This is a genomic window from Tissierella praeacuta (assembly GCF_040396155.1).
Lineage (GTDB): Bacteria > Bacillota > Clostridia > Tissierellales > Tissierellaceae > Tissierella > Tissierella praeacuta_A.
Genome location: NZ_JBEBOY010000015.1, coordinates 48,352 through 68,876, shown reverse-complemented (window position 1 = coordinate 68,876; position 20,525 = coordinate 48,352). Strand labels below are relative to the sequence as shown.

The 20,525-nt window shown below is 31.6% G+C and carries 21 protein-coding genes and 2 riboswitches; of the genes, 20 read left to right on the top strand and 1 reads right to left on the bottom strand.

Annotated elements, in window-relative coordinates; translation table 11 throughout:
• Positions 1-11 precede the first annotated feature (11 nt).
• The 7 genes from ABWP20_RS09330 (at position 12) to ABWP20_RS09300 (ending at position 4,211) form a co-directional block, all read left to right on the top strand.
• A complete protein-coding gene (locus ABWP20_RS09330; protein ID WP_353095529.1) occupies positions 12-539 on the top strand; it encodes a sigma-70 family RNA polymerase sigma factor in 528 nt (175 codons plus the stop codon).
• Entirely contained in the window at positions 523-1,227 is a 705-nt protein-coding gene (locus ABWP20_RS09325) for a DUF4179 domain-containing protein (protein WP_353095528.1), read from the top strand. The genes ABWP20_RS09330 and ABWP20_RS09325 overlap by 17 nt, the downstream gene beginning before the upstream one ends.
• 351 nt (positions 1,228-1,578) lie before the next feature.
• Positions 1,579-1,746 carry a hypothetical protein gene (locus ABWP20_RS09320; protein ID WP_353095527.1) on the top strand — a complete coding sequence of 56 codons (168 nt, stop codon included), beginning with the start codon at positions 1,579-1,581 and terminating at the stop codon, positions 1,744-1,746.
• A gap of 207 nt (positions 1,747-1,953) precedes the next feature.
• A complete protein-coding gene (locus tag ABWP20_RS09315) occupies positions 1,954-2,142 on the top strand; it encodes a hypothetical protein (protein ID WP_353095526.1) in 189 nt (62 codons plus the stop codon).
• A gap of 108 nt (positions 2,143-2,250) precedes the next feature.
• Entirely contained in the window at positions 2,251-2,841 is a 591-nt protein-coding gene (locus tag ABWP20_RS09310; RefSeq protein WP_353095525.1) for a transglutaminase domain-containing protein, read from the top strand.
• Positions 2,842-2,855: 14 nt separating this feature from the next.
• On the top strand, positions 2,856-3,221 hold the full coding sequence (locus ABWP20_RS09305; RefSeq protein ID WP_353095524.1) for a helix-turn-helix transcriptional regulator: 366 nt from the start codon (positions 2,856-2,858) through the stop codon (positions 3,219-3,221).
• Between the two features lie 69 nt (positions 3,222-3,290).
• Positions 3,291-4,211 (top strand): CPBP family intramembrane glutamic endopeptidase, encoded by a 921-nt coding sequence (locus ABWP20_RS09300; RefSeq protein WP_353095523.1) that lies wholly within the window; start codon positions 3,291-3,293, stop codon positions 4,209-4,211.
• Between the two features lie 280 nt (positions 4,212-4,491).
• Here ABWP20_RS09300 and ABWP20_RS09295 read toward each other — a convergent pair whose 3' ends face one another.
• On the bottom strand, positions 4,492-4,722 hold the full coding sequence (locus ABWP20_RS09295) for a winged helix-turn-helix transcriptional regulator (protein ID WP_353095522.1): 231 nt from the start codon (positions 4,720-4,722) through the stop codon (positions 4,492-4,494).
• A gap of 14 nt (positions 4,723-4,736) precedes the next feature.
• Between ABWP20_RS09295 and ABWP20_RS09290 the strand changes: the two genes are divergently transcribed.
• The 13 genes from ABWP20_RS09290 to ABWP20_RS09230 all read left to right on the top strand — a co-directional run bounded on the left by ABWP20_RS09290 (position 4,737) and on the right by ABWP20_RS09230 (position 20,521).
• Complete coding sequence (locus ABWP20_RS09290; protein ID WP_353095521.1) at positions 4,737-5,621, top strand: AraC family transcriptional regulator; 885 nt, start codon at positions 4,737-4,739, stop codon at positions 5,619-5,621.
• Positions 5,622-5,965: 344 nt separating this feature from the next.
• Positions 5,966-6,343, top strand: coding sequence for a GNAT family N-acetyltransferase (locus tag ABWP20_RS09285; RefSeq protein WP_353095520.1), 378 nt, complete (start codon positions 5,966-5,968; stop codon positions 6,341-6,343).
• 429 nt (positions 6,344-6,772) lie between these two features.
• Positions 6,773-7,582: an enoyl-CoA hydratase-related protein gene (locus ABWP20_RS09280; RefSeq protein WP_353095519.1), complete on the top strand. Its 810-nt coding sequence runs from the start codon at positions 6,773-6,775 to the stop codon at positions 7,580-7,582.
• A 175-nt stretch (positions 7,583-7,757) separates the two neighbouring features.
• A complete protein-coding gene (locus tag ABWP20_RS09275; protein WP_353095518.1) occupies positions 7,758-9,077 on the top strand; it encodes a GntP family permease in 1,320 nt (439 codons plus the stop codon).
• A gap of 74 nt (positions 9,078-9,151) precedes the next feature.
• Positions 9,152-10,711, top strand: coding sequence for an acyl CoA:acetate/3-ketoacid CoA transferase (locus tag ABWP20_RS09270; protein WP_353095517.1), 1,560 nt, complete (start codon positions 9,152-9,154; stop codon positions 10,709-10,711).
• Positions 10,712-10,800: 89 nt separating this feature from the next.
• Entirely contained in the window at positions 10,801-11,937 is a 1,137-nt protein-coding gene (gene acrC / locus ABWP20_RS09265) for an acryloyl-CoA reductase (RefSeq protein ID WP_353095516.1), read from the top strand.
• 9 nt (positions 11,938-11,946) lie between these two features.
• Positions 11,947-12,744 (top strand): electron transfer flavoprotein subunit beta/FixA family protein, encoded by a 798-nt coding sequence (locus ABWP20_RS09260; protein ID WP_353095515.1) that lies wholly within the window; start codon positions 11,947-11,949, stop codon positions 12,742-12,744.
• 17 nt (positions 12,745-12,761) lie between these two features.
• The gene (locus ABWP20_RS09255) at positions 12,762-13,802 is read left to right on the top strand and encodes an electron transfer flavoprotein subunit alpha/FixB family protein (RefSeq protein ID WP_353095514.1); all 1,041 of its coding nucleotides are present in this window, start codon (positions 12,762-12,764) and stop codon (positions 13,800-13,802) included.
• Positions 13,803-13,856: 54 nt separating this feature from the next.
• A complete protein-coding gene (locus ABWP20_RS09250; protein WP_353095513.1) occupies positions 13,857-14,996 on the top strand; it encodes an acyl-CoA dehydrogenase family protein in 1,140 nt (379 codons plus the stop codon).
• 208 nt (positions 14,997-15,204) lie between these two features.
• Positions 15,205-16,596 (top strand): sigma-54 interaction domain-containing protein, encoded by a 1,392-nt coding sequence (locus tag ABWP20_RS09245; RefSeq protein ID WP_353095512.1) that lies wholly within the window; start codon positions 15,205-15,207, stop codon positions 16,594-16,596.
• Positions 16,597-16,756: 160 nt separating this feature from the next.
• On the top strand, positions 16,757-17,158 hold the full coding sequence (gene tnpA, locus ABWP20_RS09240) for an IS200/IS605 family transposase (protein WP_353095511.1): 402 nt from the start codon (positions 16,757-16,759) through the stop codon (positions 17,156-17,158).
• A gap of 11 nt (positions 17,159-17,169) precedes the next feature.
• Positions 17,170-18,618 carry a transposase gene (locus tag ABWP20_RS09235; protein ID WP_353095510.1) on the top strand — a complete coding sequence of 483 codons (1,449 nt, stop codon included), beginning with the start codon at positions 17,170-17,172 and terminating at the stop codon, positions 18,616-18,618.
• A gap of 306 nt (positions 18,619-18,924) precedes the next feature.
• Positions 18,925-19,028, top strand: a riboswitch (SAM riboswitch).
• A 117-nt stretch (positions 19,029-19,145) separates the two neighbouring features.
• Positions 19,146-19,251, top strand: a riboswitch (SAM riboswitch).
• A 73-nt stretch (positions 19,252-19,324) separates the two neighbouring features.
• Positions 19,325-20,521 carry a M20 family metallopeptidase gene (locus ABWP20_RS09230; protein ID WP_353095509.1) on the top strand — a complete coding sequence of 399 codons (1,197 nt, stop codon included), beginning with the start codon at positions 19,325-19,327 and terminating at the stop codon, positions 20,519-20,521.
• The last annotated feature ends 4 nt before the right edge of the window (positions 20,522-20,525 follow it).

The following is a 20,525-nucleotide window of genomic DNA, read 5'->3' as shown; positions in this document are numbered from 1 at the left end:
AGGTGATTAATATGGATATGTTAGTGAAAAAAGCTCAAATGGGTAATGAGAAAGCATTTTTGAAGCTTTTTCAAACATATGAAGAAGAACTATATCGCATTGCTTTTTTATATGTAAAGAATAAAGAAGATGCTTTGGACGTAATTCAAGAAACTGCATATCGTTCGTTCAAAAACTTGAGTTCCTTAAAGAATACAGAGTACTTTAAAACTTGGTTAACTAAGATTGCAATCAATTGTGCTATTGATCATATAAGAAAAAATAAAAATATAGTTCAATTAAATCTAGATTATGTAGAATATATGGAGTTATATGACGAAGATATTCCTCTTAAATTAACATTAGATGAACTTATGGATACATTAAATGAAGATGAAAAAAGTATTGTTATCCTAAAATATTATTATGAGTATACCTTTAAAGAAATATCAGAGATATTAGAAGTTCCGTTAGGGACTGGAAAATCTATTTTATATCGAGCATTAGATAAGCTTAGAAAAAAAGCAAAGGAGGTTAAATTTTATGAAAAAGATAATTAAACGAGAATTAGATAACATTGAGATTCCGAAAGAGTTACATAAAATAAGTAAGATGGGAATACAAAAGGCGAGTTTAGAAATTAAAAAAGGAAATAAAATGAATAAACATATAAAGAAGGTAGCAGGAGTAGCAGCTGTATTTATACTATCAATTAGTTTAATAGTAGTAAATAATCCTACTTTAGCAAATTCTATAAAAGGATTTTTCAAAGATATTACTAATTGGAATGGTGCTATAACGGGTATTGAGTATGAACAAGCTACAGAAGAAGTTGATATTAGTACATCAAATCTCATTGTAGAATCAAATAAGGTATTATTACAAATAGAAGTTACTTTTAAAGATATAAATGAAGCCCCATTTAATGTTATTGAAGCTTTAACTATAGGTAAATTTAAAATTATTGATAGTTCAGGTAGTGAAATTAATCATAAAAAAATTCAAATAGAAGCGATTTCAAAAGAAGATTACAGCTTTGAAATTGAAGATAAGGATAACTTATTAACAGAAATAGAAAGCCAAGATTCAAGTAACAAAAAGTTTAAAGCTAACTTGATTATTAATAAAGAAGAATTAAGTTCAGGTAATAAGTATATATTAATGATAGAATCTTTTTATGGACATAAAAAAGCTGAAGCTCCTATAGAAATTAAAGGTAATTGGGAAGTTAATTTTACGGCGGAATAGTTAGTTAACTTATAATGAAAATGTATCGTCAATTCCATTTATTAATTTATGAAAAAATAGTTTGTTATTATTGTTGCAATTTATAATTAAAACCTCTTTAGGTTTAGTTTTTGTAAAAACTACTAAATCATAAGGGGATTTTTTGCATCATGAGAGATTAATTTTATTCTATTTTTAGAAAAAATTTAAGAGATTGATTTGTTTTTTAAATATATTTTTGTTAATTAATCATTTCATATAAGAGATAATGACTATTTAAAATCTATAAATAAGGTAATAGTAAATGAGGTAGAGTGTGGGGTAACTGGGGATCCATCATTCAGTTAGGACAATAGAGTATGGTTTACAACAATGGACTATTTATCTTTGAGAGATGGAGATAAAAAGGACAATACATTCAAAATAGGTGATAATATAATTATTATAAAATCAGAAGGCTATAAAGATTTAAAAATTAAATTAGAGTTTAAATATAATAATGGAGAAGGAATAGGAGATTTTGAAATCTTAGACAATTAAAATTAAATTTTAGTAAATTATGATTTAAAGATGCACTCTAAAATTATAGACATTAAAATGTCAATAAGATATTAGGGTGCATTTTTTGTTTCATTAGTATTTATGATATAGAAGTACTAATTAAAACCGCACAAAATATCACTCATTATCATTGGCTGGCACATTATAATTATATTAATATAGAGAAAGAAATTTGGTATTTAATTGATGATTGAAGTGAAGACTGTAATGAAAGATACTCTTAAATTTTATCAAGAGCATGATATTATGACAGAAATTAAAACAATGAAACATATGGTTACAGATATACCAAAGGATATTAAAATTATTGTTACATATGTACAAAATATCCTATTACATCAGCATTGGAGTGGAGCTTATGGATTAGAACTCTGAGATGAAAGAAAGAAGGAACCATTCATACGAAGCTTTGAGGATAAACTTATTTTCTTAAATAAGCTAGGTTTTACTCATGTATCTCAGCAGAGAATAAATAGAAATAAAATGATATCTATATGCCGTGACTTTTCCGTAGTTGCTGCAGCCCTTTTCCGTGAAGCTGGTATACTTGCTAGAGCAAGGCGAGGTTTTGCAAGCTATCTTGTAAAAGATAAGTATATCGATCACTGGGTACTTGAATACTGGAATGGAGAGAAGAAAAAGTGGGTAATGGTAGATGCACAATTAGATGTTCTTCAGCAAAGAGCACTTCAATTGCCTTTCGATCCTTTGGATGTAAGTGAGAATTATTTTATAACAGAACCAAGAGCTTGGTTATTGTGTAGAGAAGGAAGGCTTAATCCTGAGTTATTCGGAATTTTTAAATGGTGGGGAGATGATTATTTAAGATGTAATCTAATCATTGATGTTAATTCATTACTAAAGATGCCCATGCAGCCTTGGGATATGTGGAAAGGGTACAAGACCCTTCCAATAGAAGAATGGACAGAAAGAGATTATAAAGTTATGGATGAACTATCCATACTTGGGTTAAACGTAGATAATAATTTTGAGGCCTTATACAAATATGTTCAAACTAATGATAAAATAAAAGTACCCGATGATTTAAGTGAAGTTATAAATAGTCTGGAATAAGGTGATGAATGAATATGTCTTATATATATTCTTTAGAAAAAGCAATAAATTATATAGAAAGCCATTTATATTACGATATTGATTTATCTTCTGTCGCAAAGGAAGCGGGATACTCTCTTTATCATTTCCATCGTATTTTCAAAAATGCAGTAGGGGATTCACTTAAAGACTATATAAGGAAAAGAAGGATGACGGAAGCGACAAAGGAATTAGTATATACGAACATCCCTATTGTGGACATAGGTATAAAATATGGATACGAATCAAGGGAAGCTTTCAGCAGAGCCTTTGAGAAAGTTTATGGCAGAAATCCATCTGAAGTACGAAACAATAAATTGCTATATTTTATAAGGGAACCAATGAACTTTGATCATATTTAATCAGGGAGAACTCACTGCAGACCTTTATGTACCAATAGTTCCTAAAAATATACTGTTTTGGGAGAGCATATGAAAGATATAAATCAGTTATTAAAAAGAAGTGAATTGTTTCTACAATCAAAAACAAGGAAAGTTAAGTTGAATATTCTATTAACAATTGTAGTTTATTTTTTATTGTGGTTGATTGGGCTTGGATTAGGGAGATTGCTTGTACAGGTAGTTTTAAACTCTGGATATATTGGTAATGTTAGTGAAACTATTGTACTTTCATTAAGAAAATTAATTGTTTGTGGAACGCAAATAACAATTTTCTTTTCATGGGTGAAGTTTGTAGAAAAACGTTCTATAAAATCTATTGGTTTTCAAACCGGTAGCCCTTTTAAACTATATATCATTGGATTTTTAGTTGGCTTATGTACCATAACAATGGTTGCCTTAATTCTGATTTTAACTGGATCAATAAAATTAAAATCTTCTCAGTTAGATTTTAATTATGTAATAATAAATCTTTGTATTATTGCAATAGGATGGATTGTACAAAGTGCTTCGGAGGAGATTGCAATAAGGGGATGGTTAATTCCGAGTCTGGAAAAAAACTGCACGCCTGTTATGGCAATTTCTATTACGGCGATTATATTTGGTAGTCTTCATTTATTTAGTTCTGGAGTAACAATTTTATCTTTCATAAATCTGACATTATCAGGTATATTTTTCGCAAGTTATGCTATTCTCAGCGGAAATATATGGGGGGTTTGTGGACTGCATTTTGCTTGGAATTTTGCTCTTGGAAATATCTATGGGCTTCCTGTCAGTGGTTTTACTAATAATGGTGAAAAGATTTTTCAAACGCAACAAATAGGATCCAAATTACTTACAGGAGGGGACTTTGGTCCTGAAGGTGGGCTTATCATAACAATTATACTATTGATTGCGATTTCTGCATTAATATTGAAATTGAGGAGAGATAATATAAATAGACAATGCAAATGAAAATATAATTAAATTTATCTATCCATAATGGAGCATCAGTCTCGGGTGGTATTATTACACTCTTAGCCTAGGTAGAGACTCCATGTTGATGGTAAATCAGTAACAAATCAATATCATATTTTTTATATTAAATACGATAATTTACATGAAATATCGCTGATGAGATAGTGTAAATATTTCCTAGGATCAAATCTTCTACTGTATGTGAACTTTTAAATAATTATTTTAAATTATATTTGTTATTCATAGCTATTTTCTTTTTATATTCCTCGCCCCATGTTCACATTGCATCATGAATTGACTTTAAACTTTGTCCTAACTCTGTAAGAGAATACTCCACTTTTGGTGGAACTTGGGGATAAACTTCTCTGTGAACAAGACCATATTCTTCCATGATACGCAAATGCTGTGTTAAAACCTTGTATATTATTTTAGAGAGTATATTGAAAAAGACGGACAGTTTTGTGCAGAATATGACAGGATTAATTTTATTACAAATGATACGATGCATATGGAGGTGAAACAATGGAGTGGACAGAAAGCATAAGAAGCGCAATCGGATATATTGAAGATCATTTACTGGATCATATTAGTGCAGAAGATGTGGCAAATGAAGTTCATATATCATCTTTCTATCTTCAGAAAGGGTTTAAGTTCATGACTGGTTATTCTATCGGGGAATATATCAGGTGTCGGAGATTATATCTTGCAGCATTAGATATTATTGTAGATAAAGAGAAGACTATTGAAATTGCCTATAAGTATGGATATGATACTCCAGAGAGTTTTACTAAAGCTTTCAGTAGATTTCATGGATGTTCTCCTATGCAACTGAAAAAAGATATAATCAGGATGAACGTGTTTCTACCTCTAAAGATAAAAATAATTATTCAAGGAGGAAATGACATGGATTATGTAGTAGAGAAAATGCAGGGATTCAAGGTAATTGGCTTCAAAAAAGAATTTTCTTTTGATAATGCCTATAAGGAGATCCCCAAATTTTGGGATGAGTTTCGTGAAAAGTACTGTACGGGAAAACTTGAAGGAGAGATTCAGCAAGTAATTCAGGATTGTCATATAGGTGAATATGGGATTTGTATTGATAATACTGGGAAGGAAGGGAAGTTCTGTTACCTGATTGCAGGTACTTATAATGGTGAAAATGTACCCAATGGAATGACTGTATTTGAGTTTCCAGATATGGAATGGGCAAAGTTTGCTTGTAAAGGACCTATGCCAGGGGCATTGCAATCTGTGAATACAAAAATATTTAATGAGTGGCTTCCAGGAAGCCCTGATTATGAAATAGGTATGGGTGTTAATATAGAATGGTATGCAAAGGGAGATATTGAATCAGTTGACTATAAAAGTGGAATTTGGATACCAGTTTCTAAAAAAGCAAGTAAATAACTTACAATTTAAGTAATTGGATGTAATGATTTATAGAAGGATGTGGATGTTTTAAAATAACTTATAAAAGGAAAGCGGGACAAGGAGCAGTAACTCTAAGACCTGTTTTTTGGTATAATTTATCTACAATGAATAATCGTACCAGAATTAATCATAAAGCAAAAAATATAACTATATTTTAGTTTTGATTTAATTAATAATTTTGATGTGGATAATGAGGTTTTCGTAGTGTACAATATCTTTGGGGAGAGGAATTATGGTGGCTTGGACAAAAATACGAAGATATGATAGTGTAAAATAGCATATGAAAAATATGAGTTAATTTATATTTTGTGATGTGTAAAATGAAAATAGAAACAGAGCGTTTGGAACTTATACCATTGAATCTGTCTCAGTTAAAGTCGTGGATTGAAGATATTTCTTCCCTAGAAAAAGAATTAAATGTGACTTATAGGGCAGAACCTATGGAGGGAATTTTTCTGGAAATTGTAAGAGGGCAGCTTATAACAACGCAAAAAGACCCTAAAAATTTTGTGTGGCATAGTTTTTGGTTTTTAATTCGTAAAAGTGATCGGAAAGTTGTTGGTTCTGCAGATTTTAAAGATGTACCTAATAGCAATAGGGAAGTTGAGATTGGATATGGTTTGAGAAGTATCATCAAGGGGAAACTCTTTGGTGGAGATTATGAGGATGTAAAAATATTGGTGCTTTTGTTTTTATAAAATTAAATATAGAAACACAAAGAGGTGAAGCCTTCGGTCAACTTATGATCGATAGACTTTGCCTCTTTTTTAACTCTAATGTACGTTAAATGATTAACTACTATCCAAAACAATAGAATTCATTAAATATTTAATATTAGATATATAATAATTATCTTTAATTTTTTTATTAGAATGTTAATTTCAAAATTAAAATACAACATACTTTCTTTTTAGATGAAATTACCAGATAGGAAAGGGTGTTGTTAGACTATATCTAATTAATTAAAATTCTTATATTTCTAATAAATCTATAATTTATCAGCAAAATATAGATTATTTTTATCAGCTTGTTAAATACTTGGCAAGGTTCTTGCTAGTTAATTAAGTAACGAGACTATAAATTCTAGATATTATGGTTGAATATATTAAAAAGTAAGGGGGACCAAAATGAACACAGATAAATTATTTGATATTTCCAAGAATTTAAAGAATATTAAACTTGAGCTGGATAATGGAATTGCAATTGTAAGGATGAATAGGCCAAAAGCATTGAATGCTTTAAACAGTGATACATTAGGAGAACTAAATGACTTGTTTGAAGTTTTTGCTATTAAGGATTTTGTAAAAGGTGTAATTATTACTGGAGAGGGAAAAGGTTTTGTAGCTGGTGCTGATATTGTTCAAATGAAGGATTACAAGAGCTTGGAAGGCAGGAATTATGCTAATTTCGCTCAAACTATCTTTAATAAGATTGAGGCTCTTGAAAAGCCCGTTATTGCAGCTATAAATGGCTATGCCCTAGGTGGAGGATGCGAATTAGCAATGAGTTGTGATTTAAGAATAGCAGCAGAGAAGGCAGTATTTGGACAACCTGAAGTAAAGTTAGGAGTTATTCCGTGTTTTGGCGGCACACAAAGACTACCTAGGTTAATAGGTGCAGGAAAAGCTAAAGAGTTGATTTTTACAGGTAGACAGATTAAAGCGGATGAAGCTTTTGCTATTGGGTTAGTAAATAAAGTTGTAGAAAATGAAAACTTAATTGATGAAGCAATAACTATGATGAATGAAATTTTAACAATGGCTCCTATGGCTGTTGGTTGCACAAAGGTAGCGATCAATAAGGGATTAGATTTAGATTTGAATAATGCATTAGAATTGGAAAAAGATTTAGCGGCTATTACATTTGGCTCAGAAGATAAAGATGAGGGAATGAAAGCACTTTTAGAAAAGAGAATTCCAGAATTTAAGAATAGATAGAATGCATCAAATTTGAAACATTTTCGACAAGAAAGAAGTTATTTCTTAGATATATATTCTATTATGATAGTTAAATAAAGATATCTAAGGTTATGTTTCAAATATGAGACGTGAGTTTCAAAAATGGTACATTAAAAATCATGAGAAATGCGAATTTAAAACAGAGGTGATTTAAATGGATATTTCTGTATTAATTAGCATGATAGGGATTGGTTTTGCTTTAGTTTTGATGACAATTCTTATCATGAGAGGAGTTAATATTTTTATTGTAGCAATTTTATGTTCTGCAATAGTTGCTATAACAGGAAATATTAACATATATGAATCGTTAAAAGGGGATTACATGGCAGGCTTTGTAAAATTCTTTCAAAATAACTTTCTAATATTTTTAACGGGGACGATTATGGGAAAAGTTATGGAAGTAACCAATGGGGCAAAGGCCATTGCTAAGATGATTGTTGATAAGCTTGGTACAAAGATGGCGCTGATTTCTATTCCTTTAGCATGTGGTATTATTTCTTATGGTGGAGTAAGTGTATTTGTTGCAAGTTTTGCAGTGTTTCCAATAGCTTTAGAAGTATTTAAAGAATCAAATTATCCGAGAAGATTCATTCCAGCCGCTTTGACATTTGGTTGCTCTACTTTTGCGATGGTAGCACCAGGAGCACCTCAAATTCAAAATGCAGTTCCAGCTGCTGCTTTAGGAACAGATTTAATGGCTGGATCTGTGGTAGGATTTATTACTTCTGGTGTGATTTTATTAATTGGTTGCGTTCTGTTAATGAGAATGGTTAATAAGGCAAAAGAAAATGGAGAAACCTTTGTAGCAAAGGAATCAGATATTTTTAAAGATGATGACAAATATCCAAATGGCATGCTAGCTTTGCTGCCACTAATTTTAACTATACTTATGATTAATATAAAAGTCGATGGAAATCCATTATTGCCATTAGAAGCAGGAGTATTCTTGGGTTCTATTTTAGTTATAGTTTTACTTAATAAGTATCAAGATAATTCAAAGATTATATATCATTTAGGAGAAGCTTGTAAAACATCAGTTTCATCAATCGCAAATACTTGTGCAGTAGTTGGATTTGGAGCTGTTGTTCAATCAACTTTAGCTTTTCCTGTCATTGTAGATGCTATGGTAAATATGCCGGGACCTTACTATGCTAGTGCAGCATTAGGTACTACCGTAATTGCGGGTATATGTGGCTCTGCATCTGGTGGACTAGGAATAGCATCACCACTTCTAGGACCTGTATATATAGCAAAAGGTGCAGCGGCGGCTGCTTTACACAGAACTATGAGTATTTCTTCAGCAGCCTTAGACTCTTTACCACATAATGGCTATATTGTAACTGTAACTAATGGTCTATGTAATGAAAGTCACAAGGATGCATATAAACCTATTTTCTGGTTGACAGTTATTACTCCTATAATAGGTTCTGTTGTGGCAGTAATATTGTTTACGATGTTTCCAAATTTACCATAAATAAAAGATCTATTATTTATATCTAAATAGATAAGGCAAATTATAAAATAATAGATTATCGAGGAGGATGACAAATGAGCAAGGTAGTTTCAGCAGAATATGCTGCATCATTAGTAAAAGATAATATGACATTAGGAATCGGTGGATTTGTAGGATGTGGAGTTCCAGAAGAATTATTGATTTCATTAAAAGAAAGATATGAAAAGGAACAATCTCCAAAAGATTTAACACTATTCCACTGTGCAGCTGTAGGGGACGGAAAAACTAGAGGAGCAAATCATCTAGGAGCAGAGGGGTTATCTAAAAAATTAATATGTGCTCATATTGGATTAGAACCTGCATTAAATAAACTAGTAGTTGAAAATAAGATTTCAGCATATATGATTCCTCAAGGAGTTACATCTCATTTATTAAGAGCTATTGCAGGTAAAAAACCAGGAGTATTGACACATATTGGATTAAAAACTTATGCGGATCCTAGGATTGAAGGATGCAAAGCTAACCAATCAGCAATTGACTCTGGTGATGAAGTAGTATCTTTAGTGAATGTTGAAGGAAAGGATTATTTATTATATAAATCATTCCCAATAGATATTTGTTTTATTAAGGGATCCATAGGAGATACTTCAGGAAATATTTCTTTAGAAAAAGAAGCAGTATTTTCAGACCAATTTGAAATGGCAAATGCTACAAGAAATTCAGGTGGCATAGTTATTGCACAGGTAGAACAAGTAGTAGAAGCAGGAACTCTAAAAGCGAAGGATGTAAAGGTACATGGTTTTATGGTTGATTATATAGTTGTTGGAAGGAAAGAAAATAATCTGCAAGTTTGGGTATCTGAGGATTATAGACCTGAATTATCTGGTGAATGTAAAATTCCTTTAGATAGCATTGAAGTAATGGAGTTGAATCATAGAAAGATTTGTGGTAGAAGAGGGGCGTTAGAGCTTAAAAAAAATTGTTTAATCAATTTAGGAATTGGAATTCCTGATGCAGTTGCAGCAGTTGCCTCAGAGGAAGGATTATCCAAGGATATTACTCTTTCCATAGAATCTGGTGTGCTAGGAGGAGTTCCTGTTGGAGGTATTGGAATTGGTGCAACTGTAAATCCAGAATCTATCTACAAGCAACCAGATATATTTGATGTATATGATGGTGGTGGAATTGATCTTACATTCTTAGGTGCTGCTGAAATTGATGCAAAAGGAAATGTAAATGTATCTAAATTTGGGGGCAGAGTTGTTGGACCTGGTGGATTTATCAACATTTCTCAAAATTCTAAGAAGGTATGTTTCACTGGAACATTTACTGCTGGAGGATTAAAAACTTCAGTTGAAGAAGGTAAATTAGTTATTGTAAATGAAGGAAGAGAAATTAAATTTAGAAATGAGATAGAGCAAGTTACTTTTTCAGCTGAATACGCTTCTGAAACAGGTCAAGAAATTCTTTATATTACTGAAAGAGCAGTATTTAAGCTAACAAAAGATGGAATTATGCTAACGGAAGTAGCTCCAGGAATTGATATTGAGAAAGATATTCTGGCTTATATGGAATTCAAACCATTGATTTCCGATGAAGTAAAATTAATGGATCAAAGAATTTTTATTGATAAACCAATGGGAATTTCTTTCTAAAATATAAATTTATTTAAAAAGTAGATATAAATCTATCATAACTATGATAAGTATATTTATTTTAGATCAAGTATAAGGAGGAAATAAATATGGACTTAAAGTTTTCAGCAGATGAGGAAATGATACAAAAAGTTGCTAAAGAGTTTGCAGAGAAAGAAGTGGCGCATTTAGCAGAAGAAATAGATAGAGAAAGTAGATTCCCATTGGAAACCTTTGATAAGATGGTGAAATGTGGATTTACGGGAATCGGTATTCCTTTGGAATATGGAGGATCAGCAGGAAATGATATAACTAAAGTTATTGTAGTTTCAGAAATTGCCAAAAAATGTGCAGCTACTGCTGCAATCTTATCCATTCATTCAATATTTGGACAAGTTGTACTACAATTTGGAACAGAGGAACAGAAACAACGCTATTTACCTTTAGTGGCAAATGGAGGTAAAAAGGCGGCATTTGCCTTAACAGAACCAAATGCAGGTTCAGATGCGGGATCAGTTACAACAAAGGCTATTTTAGATGGAGATGAATATGTAATTAATGGAACAAAATGTTTCATTACGGGAGGTGGGCAAGCAGATTTTATAATAGTGTTTGCCTTAACAGATCCAAGTAAAGGACTCAAAGGGTTATCAGCATTTGTTGTCCCAAAAGGAACCCCAGGTTTCTCAATAGGAAAAATAGAGGATAAAATGGGAATTAGAGCATCCGAAACTGTGGAATTGATATTTGATAATTGTAGAGTACCAAAAGAGAATTTAATAGGAAAAGAAGGACAAGGATTTAAAATGGCTATGATAGCCTTAGATGGAGCTAGGATTGGAGTCGCAGCTCAAGCCTTTGGAATAGCGGAAGGGGCCATAGAAGAAACTGTTAAATATATGAAAGAAAGAGTTCAATTCGGGAAACCACTTACGGCTTTACAAGGTCTTCAATGGTATATAGCAGAAATGGCAACTAAAACTGAATGTGCTAAATGGATGACTTATAGAGCAGCATCCTTAAAGGTAGCTGGGAAACCTCATACAAAGGAAGCTGCCATGGCAAAATTAAATGCATCAGAAACTTCAAGATTCGTAACAAATTTAGCTCTTCAAATTCATGGGGGTTATGGATATATGAAAGACTATCCATTAGAAAGAATGGTAAGAGATTCAAAAATAACAGAAATATATGAGGGTACATCTGAAATACACAAAGTAGTTATTTCAAGAGCTGTACTCAGTTAGGAGGAAAAAATGAAAGTAATCGTATGCCTAAAACAAGTTCCTGATACAAATGAAGTGAGAATTAATCAAGAAACAGGGACTCTAATAAGAGATGGAGTTCCAAGTATTATTAATCCAGACGATAAAAATGCATTGGAAGAAGCCTTAGTATTAAAAGATAAACATAATGCAGAAGTTATTGTTATAAGTATGGGGCCATCACAAGCAAAGGATGCTCTTAAAGAAGCTTTATCCATGGGGGCAGACAATGCAATATTAATTAGTGATAGAGCATTTGGAGGTTCAGATACATGGGCTACTGCTACTATTATAGCGGCAGCTATAGAAAAGGTGGGAAATTATGATATTGTTTTCTGCGGAAGACAAGCAATAGATGGAGATACTGCACAAGTAGGGCCAGAAATAGCAGAATTCTTAAATCTTCCTCAAATTACTTATGTAAAAGAATTAAAGGTAAAAGAAAATAAAGTAGAAGTAAAAAGATTTACTGAATACGGAGACTTCATTATAGAAAGTGAAATACCCGTTCTTCTTACGGCTATTAAAGAATTGAACAATCCAAGATATCCAACTATTCAAGGAATTCTTCAGTCCTATGCTGAAGATTCAGATAGTAAAATACAAGTATGGGGAGTAGATGATTTAGATGTAGACTTAAGTCAAATAGGCTTAAAAGGGTCTCCGACTAATGTAGCTAAATCATTTGTACCAGTAAAGAGTAATACATCAGAAATAATAGAAGCCTCCAGTACTAAAGAAAAAACTGACATTTTAGTAAATAAACTATCTGAATTAAATTTGATATAAAGGAGGAAATTGAAGAAATGAGTAGAGCAAAAGTTAATCGAGGAATAGATGTCAAAGAATATAAAGATATATGGATAATTGGAGAGCAAATAGATGGAAATATTCATCCAGTAACAGTGGAGTTAATAGGAGAAGGAAGAAAGTTAGCAGATAAAATTAATAAAAATCTATACGTAATTATTCCAGGATATCAAATAAGAGAAACAGCTGAAAAAATGTTACATTATGGAGTAGATAAAGTTCTTTATCTTGAGCATGAACTTTTAAAGGATTTTTCAACAGAAGGTTATTCAAGAAGTATATCTGATTTAATTCTTGATAGGAAACCAGAAATCGTTCTAGTTGGAGCAACTTCAATAGGAAGAGATATTGGACCGAGAATAGCAGGAAGAATAGGAACAGGACTAGTAGCTGACTGTACAAAGTTAGATATAGATGAAGAAGATGGAAAGATACTTCAAACTAGACCAGCATTTGGTGGAAATCTAATGGCCACTATTGTATGCCCAAAGAATAGACCACAAATGTCTACAGTACGTCCAGGAGTTATGGGCAAAGCCCACTACAATGAAGAAAAGAAAGGTGAGGTGGAAACTGTAGTTCCAAACTTAACTAAAGAAATGATAAGAACTAAACTAATACAAACATTTCCTGCAGGAGATAAAAAGGTAAACCTTATAGATGCAAAAGTAATAGTATCTGGAGGTAGGGGACTAAAAGATCCATCTGGATTTAATTTAATCCAAGAATTAGCTACAGCACTAGATGGAGAAATAGGATCTTCAAGGGCTGCAGTAGATGCAGGATGGATTGATAGTTCACACCAAGTTGGACAAACTGGTACTACTGTTCGACCAGATCTATATATAGCATGTGGAATCTCAGGAGCTATACAACATCAAGCAGGAATGCAAGATTCAAAATATATATTGGCAATCAACAAAGATGCAAATGCACCTATTTTTAAAATCTGTGACTATGGTATTGTAGGAGATCTTTTTGAAGTAATACCGGCTTTGCTAGAATCTTTAAAGGAGAAAAATTCTTTAAATTTATAAGATTGGCATTTCAATAAGTATCTTACTAAAAAATAATCTATTAGGAGGGATATTATGAACTTTGAGTTAAATGAACAACAAATGATGATTGAAAAGAAATCAAGAGAATTTGCAGAGCAATACTTGGCACCTGATATTTTAGAACGAGATGAAACCAGTGTTTACCCTATGGAAGCTTATAGGAAATTAGGTGAATTAGGATTTATAGGATTGCCTTATTCAACTGAATATGGTGGATCAGGAGCAGGATATATGGAATATGTTTTAGCAGTAAAAGAGATTTCTAAGGTTGAAGCATCTATGGGAATTTCATATTCTGTATGTACATCATTATTTTGTGGACCTATTTATAATTTTGGGACAGAAGAACAAAAGAAAAAATATTTACCGCCTATATTATCCGGAAAATCCTTAGGAGGTTTTGGATTAACTGAACCTAATGCTGGATCAGATGCAAGTGGAGTAAGAACAGTTGCAGTAAAAGATGGAGATTATTATATCATTAATGGATCAAAATGCTTTACAACAAATGGACCTTTAGCAGATTATTTCTTTGTAGTAGCTAGTACAAATCTTGAGTTAAAAACAAAGGGCCTTTCAGGATTTATTGTTGAAAAGAGTTATCCTGGAGTAACTATTGGTAAAGTGGAAAACAAAATGGGAATTCGTACAGTAAAAGTTTCAGATGTATTTTTTGAAGACGTAAGAGTTCCGGCAGAAAACTTAATCTTTGAAGAAGGAAAAGGATTTATGCTTGCAATGAGTGCATTAGATGGCGGAAGAATGGGAGTTGCAGCTCAAGGTCTTGGTATAGCTGAGGCAGCTTTTGAAATAGCAAGAAAATACTTAATGGAAAGAGAACAATTTGGAAAACCATTATATAAAAATCAATACCTTGCTTTTAAAATGGCTGAATTAGAAATTAAAATTGAACAAGCAAGATATCTTCTATTTAAAGCAGCTTGTGATAAAGATCTTGGAAAACCATATACTATTCCAGCAGCAAAAGCAAAGTATGCTTGCACAAATGCAGCTATGGAAGTGACTATTGAAGCAGTTCAAATGCTAGGTGGAAATGGCTATATGAAAGATTACCATGTAGAGCGTATGATGAGAGATGCAAAAATCACTCAAATTTATGAAGGAACTAATGAAATTCAAAAGCTTATAGTTAGTGGATCTTTATTTAGATAATTTTTAAAAAGGACCTCATTTCCCTATGGATATTTATTTTCTAGTGAAATATTATATCTTAGGGAATATAGGTCCTATTTTATAATAAAAGTACATATTGAGAAAAAAATATAAATTATAAAGATTTGCTTTGTGATATAATTAACATAAGAAACGGCAAAAGATGTAAGGATCTCTTAAATTAGTAGTTTTATTTGGAGGAATATTTATGGAAAAAGAATTAGAGAGATATAAATATATATTTGATGAAATATTAAAGATGACAGATGATGGATTTATCGTTATAGACAAAGAAGGAATCATCACAAATATAAATGATCAATATTGTGATTTTTTAGGAACCACAAAAAAAGATGCTATTGGCGTAAATATTTCAAAATTAATTACAAATACAAAAATGCTAGATATTGTAAATCGAAGGTATGGGGAAGAAGGTGTGATCCATAAGTTTGTAGAAGGAGATACTAAAGAAGAAGGTAATAATCTTTTGCTTGTTAGTCGCTCTCATGTATTGGATGATAATGATAATATAATTGGAGGCGTTGCACAGGTAAAATTTAGATTACAAACATTGGATTGTGCAAAAAGATTAATGAATGAGTATTCTGAACTTCAATTCTATAAGGAGGAATATAATAAAGGGGAATCCAGTAAGTATACATTTGATGGAATGATTGGGAAGAATAAAAAATTTTTAGAATTGAAAAAGACAGCTATGAAATGTTCGAAAACAGATTTTCCTATTTTAATTACAGGGGAGACAGGAACTGGGAAGGAAGTTTTTGCTCAATCTATTCATAAGAAGTGTAATAGGAGTGATAGACCTATGGTTAGTATTAATTGCGCGGCTATTCCCAGTGAACTCTTGGAATCAGAATTATTTGGATACGAGGAGGGGGCTTTTACTGGTGCAAAAAAAGGTGGGAAACAAGGGAAATTTGAGTTATCAAATGGAGGAACAATTTTTCTTGATGAAATTGGGGATATGCCTCTGGGAATGCAGTCAAAAATTTTAAGGGTTCTTCAGGAAAAGGAAGTTGAAAAGATAGGAGCAAATAAGCCTATACCCATAGATTTAAGGGTTATTGCAGCTACAAGAAAAAACTTACAAGAAATGGTTAGGAATGGCGAATTTAGGGAGGATTTATATTATAGACTTAATGTTATCAATATACATATTATTCCATTGAGAAGTCGGAGGGAAGACATTGTTCTATTTATCAATTATTTTTTGAACGAACTCAACAATGAATATAAAACTTTTACAACTATTGATGATGATGCATTGGTTTGTTTACAAAATTATGATTGGCCAGGAAATATTAGAGAGTTGGAAAATGTTATTAAAAGTGCCTATGCCTCAAGTGATAATATGTTGATCCGATTGGAGGATTTACCATCAAAAATGGTGTCTCTTCATAATGAAAAGGCTATAGGAGATTCGAAGGATAAACGATTAAAAAGATTAGTGGATAATTATGAAGCATCTGTCATTAGAGAGACTTTAAAGAAAAATAATTACAATCGGCAAGATACAGCGGAAGAATTAGGGATACATAGAAGTTTATTGTATAAAAAGATGGAGAAGTATGGAATTTAATCATAATATCCTTTCCTCATAGATTAAATTACATAGAAGGGCGGAAAGCCCATTCCTTCAGGTGTGGGATGGATAGCCCAGCATAACACACTAAACAAACAAAATTAATTATGTGTATATATCAGTTGACAACATACACATAATATGACATTATATACATATGGAGAATAAATATAGAAAAACTAAAACAACAGTATCATTAATTAATTATCATTTTATATTCTGTCCAAGATATAGAAGAAAGATATTTGATATTCCAAATGTTGAGACAAGATTTAAAGAAGTGGTAAAAGACATATGTGATGAGTTAGAAATAGAAATCATAGCAATAGAATGCGATAGAGATCATGCACATATATTCTTGAATTGTCTGCCAACACTTAGTCCATCAGATATAATGAATAAAATAAAAGGAGTGAGTAGTAAGCTAATTCGTGAAGAATTTGAGGAATTGAGTAAAATGCCTAGTTTATGGACTAGAAGTTATTTTGTATCAACTGCTGGAAACGTATCGAGTGAAACTATTAAGAAATACGTGGAAAATCAAAAAACTAGATATTAGGAGGTGAACAAATGTCAAACTTTACTTTAACATTAGAACTTAAAACTGAAAAATGGCAAGAAGATATATTAGATAAAAGATTTAATATTGGTAGACAGATATATAATGCTTGTTTAGGTGAATTATATAAAAGATATAATAACATGATTGAAAGAAAAGAGTATAAAAAAGTAGTAAATATGCCTAAAGGGAAAGAGAGAAATAAGGAATTTAATAAGCTAAATAAAGAGCATGGTTTGACAGAATATTCACTTCATACATATGTTAAACCAATACAACACCATTTCAAAGATAATATAGATAGCTTCACTGCTCAAAAGATAGCAACTAGAGTATTTAGAGCATTTGAAAAATATATGTTCCATCAAGCTAGAAAGGTATATTTCAAAAAGTATAATGAATTAAATAGTCTAGAAGGCAAGAGTAATAAAACTGGAATAAGATTTATAGATAATACACTAATATGGAATAAGTTAGATATTCCAGTAATCATAAAAAAGAATGACGAATATGCTCAGATAGCTTTAGAAAATAAGATTAAATATTGTAGAGTATTAAGAAAATTTATAAAAGGAAAGTATAAATATTATGTACAGCTTATATTAGAGGGAGTTCCACCAATCAAAATAAATAAAGAAACTGGTGAAATTAAGAATACCATAGGCAAGGGTAGAGTTGGTCTAGATATAGGTACTCAAACCATAGCAATATCAAGTAGATACGATGTAAAGCTATTAGAATTAGCACCAGAAATAGACAATATTGAACAAGAGAAAAGAATATTATTAAGAAAATTAGATAGGCAAAGACGTTCTAATAATCCTAATAAATACAACAAAGATGGAACTATTAAACGTGGTAACAGAGATAAATGGATAGAGTCTAATAGATATATTAAAAATAAAAACAAATTGAGAGAGATACAACGGAAACAAGCAGATATAAGAAGACAGAGCCATCAAAAGTTAGCAAATTATATTTTAGATTTAGGAGACATTATATTAGTTGAAGATATGAATTATAGAGGCTTACAAGTTAGAGCAAAAGAAACTACAATCAATGAAAAGACTGGCAGAATCAATAAAAAGAAAAGATTTGGAAAATCACTAGCGAACAAAGCACCAGCAATGTTCTTAGCTATATTGGATAACAAACTAAAATTCAATAACACACAATTATATAAGATAGATACATGGTCAGTAAAAGCAAGTCAATACAACCATATAGAAGATGAATATATTAAGAAAAGCCTAAGCAAAAGATGGAATAATTTTGAGGACTATAAGATACAGAGAGATTTATATTCAGCATTTTTAATAATGAATGTTAAAGATAATTTAAAAGAAATTGATAGAGATTTATGTATTAAAACATTTGATGATTTTAAAATATTGCATGATAAAGAAATTATAAGAATTAAAAGTAGCAACAATAAATTAATAAGTAGCATGGGAATATAAAGGTAAAAATAGGTTTTGAAACGAGCCTTATACTAACGTTAATGTGACTCAATGGAGTGAACATAGTTAGTGAAAGTCTTAGGGAATATAGATAGTTTTAATATGTTGTAGTCGTATTAGATACGATGAGAGTATTAAAGAAATTTATACAGTACCTAAGAACCCCATAGGCTTTAGCCATGGGAGTTTCAGTGTCTTTGTAATGAATCTATAATTAATAAAGGATTAATAATTAAAATTAAAATAAAAAGTAGTTGACAAATGCTAGAATTAGTATTATAGTTATAAGAAATTAATATTTATAGAATCTTATAAAGAGATGTGGAGGGACTGGCCCGATGAAGCACAGCAACCTGAATATTATGTTCGAGGTGCTAAATCCTGCAAACCATAGGTTTGAGAGATAAGAAATGAAACGGTTATTTGACGCCTGCTTTCTTATCTTAGAAGGTAGGCCTTTTAAATGCCTACATATGGATATGCTTAGAATCAAAGAAATATAGATTCAATCTAAAACTTAATAGTCATTCTTATAAAGAGATGTGGAGGGACTGGCCCGATGAAGCACGGCAACCTGAATATAAATATTCGAGGTGCTAAATCCTGCAAACCAAAAGGTTTGAAATATAAGAAAGTGTTATTTGTTATTTAACCTACTTTCTTATTTTTTAAGGAAGTAGGTTTTTATTTTAAAGGGGGAGATAGTATGTCAAGTATTAGAAATTTAATTGATGAGGTAGTTGAAGAAAAAGTAGAAATTTATAAGGATATAGCATTGCAGATTCATGATAATCCTGAGGTAAGCAACTATGAATTCTTTGCAAGTAAAATATTATCTGAGCAACTAACTAAGGAAGGTTTTAATGTAAAACTAGATGTCGCAGGACACCGTACAGGATTTGATGCAAGATATAAAAGCAGTAAACCAGGTCCTACCATAGTATTTTATGCAGAATATGATGCACTTCCTGGAATAGGTCATGCTTGTGGACATAACTTATTTGGTGCCACTTCTTCATTGGCAGCAGTAGGACTTAAGGCAATAATCGATGAAGTTGGTGGAGAAGTTAGAGTCTATGGAACTCCTGGAGAAGAAGGAGGAGAAAATGGAAGTGCAAAAGGAAGCTTTGTAAAGAAAGGGTTCTTTGATGATGTGGATATTGCCCTAGGAGTTCACCCAGGATATGAACATGGATTAACTGCACCCTCTTTGGCTAATGATCCAGTGGATGTAGAATTCTTTGGAAAATCCTCCCATGCTGCAGGAGCACCAGAAAAGGGAATTAACGCCTTAGATGCTATCATACAGGTTTACAATGCAAGCAACGCACTAAGACAACATCTAACAGATGACATAAGGATTCATGGAGTAATCACTGATGGTGGTAAAGCAGCAAATGTTGTTCCCGATTATGCCAGTGCAAGATTTTATCTTAGAGCAAAATCCAGACCTATTTTGACAGATCTATATGCCAAGTTTGAAAACATAGTAAAAGGAGCAGCACTTCAAACTGGAGCGAAATATAAAATTGGTTTATTTCAAAATAGTGTAGATAATATTGTACCAACCCCTTTATTTGATGAAGTTTATGAGAAACATTTAAATAAATATGGAGAGTTTATATCAAGGGATAAAACTGAAAAAGGAAGCGGTTCATCAGATGTTGGAAATATAAGTCAAGTGATTCCAACAATTCAACCAAGTATCAAGATTGCAAATAAATATATTGCAGGACACAGTATAGAATTTAAAGAAGCATCAAAGAGTGAATTAGGTTTAAGTTCTATAGGATTAGGAGCAAAGGTTCTTGCTCACACAGCATTAGATATTATTTTGGATCCTGAACTACTCCAAAGGATTAAGGAGCAGCATGCAGAAGATCTAAAAAATCAAAGCAATTAGGAGG

Excerpts from the sequence above, each read along its gene's own strand:
- ABWP20_RS09255 (WP_353095514.1), top strand. The coding sequence starts at position 12,762 with ATGAGTAGAGCAAAAGTTAATCGAGGAATAGATGTCAAAGAATATAAA.
- ABWP20_RS09290 (WP_353095521.1), top strand. The coding sequence starts at position 4,737 with ATGGAGTGGACAGAAAGCATAAGAAGCGCAATCGGATATATTGAAGAT.
- tnpA (WP_353095511.1), top strand. The coding sequence starts at position 16,757 with ATGGAGAATAAATATAGAAAAACTAAAACAACAGTATCATTAATTAAT.
- ABWP20_RS09260 (WP_353095515.1), top strand. The coding sequence starts at position 11,947 with ATGAAAGTAATCGTATGCCTAAAACAAGTTCCTGATACAAATGAAGTG.
- ABWP20_RS09280 (WP_353095519.1), top strand. The coding sequence starts at position 6,773 with ATGAACACAGATAAATTATTTGATATTTCCAAGAATTTAAAGAATATT.
- acrC (WP_353095516.1), top strand. The coding sequence starts at position 10,801 with ATGGACTTAAAGTTTTCAGCAGATGAGGAAATGATACAAAAAGTTGCT.
- ABWP20_RS09235 (WP_353095510.1), top strand. The coding sequence starts at position 17,170 with ATGTCAAACTTTACTTTAACATTAGAACTTAAAACTGAAAAATGGCAA.
- ABWP20_RS09300 (WP_353095523.1), top strand. The coding sequence starts at position 3,291 with ATGAAAGATATAAATCAGTTATTAAAAAGAAGTGAATTGTTTCTACAA.
- ABWP20_RS09320 (WP_353095527.1), top strand. The coding sequence starts at position 1,579 with ATGGACTATTTATCTTTGAGAGATGGAGATAAAAAGGACAATACATTC.
- ABWP20_RS09285 (WP_353095520.1), top strand. The coding sequence starts at position 5,966 with ATGAAAATAGAAACAGAGCGTTTGGAACTTATACCATTGAATCTGTCT.
- ABWP20_RS09305 (WP_353095524.1), top strand. The coding sequence starts at position 2,856 with ATGTCTTATATATATTCTTTAGAAAAAGCAATAAATTATATAGAAAGC.
- ABWP20_RS09315 (WP_353095526.1), top strand. The coding sequence starts at position 1,954 with ATGATTGAAGTGAAGACTGTAATGAAAGATACTCTTAAATTTTATCAA.
- ABWP20_RS09250 (WP_353095513.1), top strand. The coding sequence starts at position 13,857 with ATGAACTTTGAGTTAAATGAACAACAAATGATGATTGAAAAGAAATCA.
- ABWP20_RS09295 (WP_353095522.1), bottom strand. The coding sequence starts at position 4,722 with ATGCATCGTATCATTTGTAATAAAATTAATCCTGTCATATTCTGCACA.
- ABWP20_RS09330 (WP_353095529.1), top strand. The coding sequence starts at position 12 with ATGGATATGTTAGTGAAAAAAGCTCAAATGGGTAATGAGAAAGCATTT.
- ABWP20_RS09275 (WP_353095518.1), top strand. The coding sequence starts at position 7,758 with ATGGATATTTCTGTATTAATTAGCATGATAGGGATTGGTTTTGCTTTA.
- ABWP20_RS09310 (WP_353095525.1), top strand. The coding sequence starts at position 2,251 with ATGATATCTATATGCCGTGACTTTTCCGTAGTTGCTGCAGCCCTTTTC.
- ABWP20_RS09325 (WP_353095528.1), top strand. The coding sequence starts at position 523 with ATGAAAAAGATAATTAAACGAGAATTAGATAACATTGAGATTCCGAAA.
- ABWP20_RS09270 (WP_353095517.1), top strand. The coding sequence starts at position 9,152 with ATGAGCAAGGTAGTTTCAGCAGAATATGCTGCATCATTAGTAAAAGAT.
- ABWP20_RS09245 (WP_353095512.1), top strand. The coding sequence starts at position 15,205 with ATGGAAAAAGAATTAGAGAGATATAAATATATATTTGATGAAATATTA.
- ABWP20_RS09230 (WP_353095509.1), top strand. The coding sequence starts at position 19,325 with ATGTCAAGTATTAGAAATTTAATTGATGAGGTAGTTGAAGAAAAAGTA.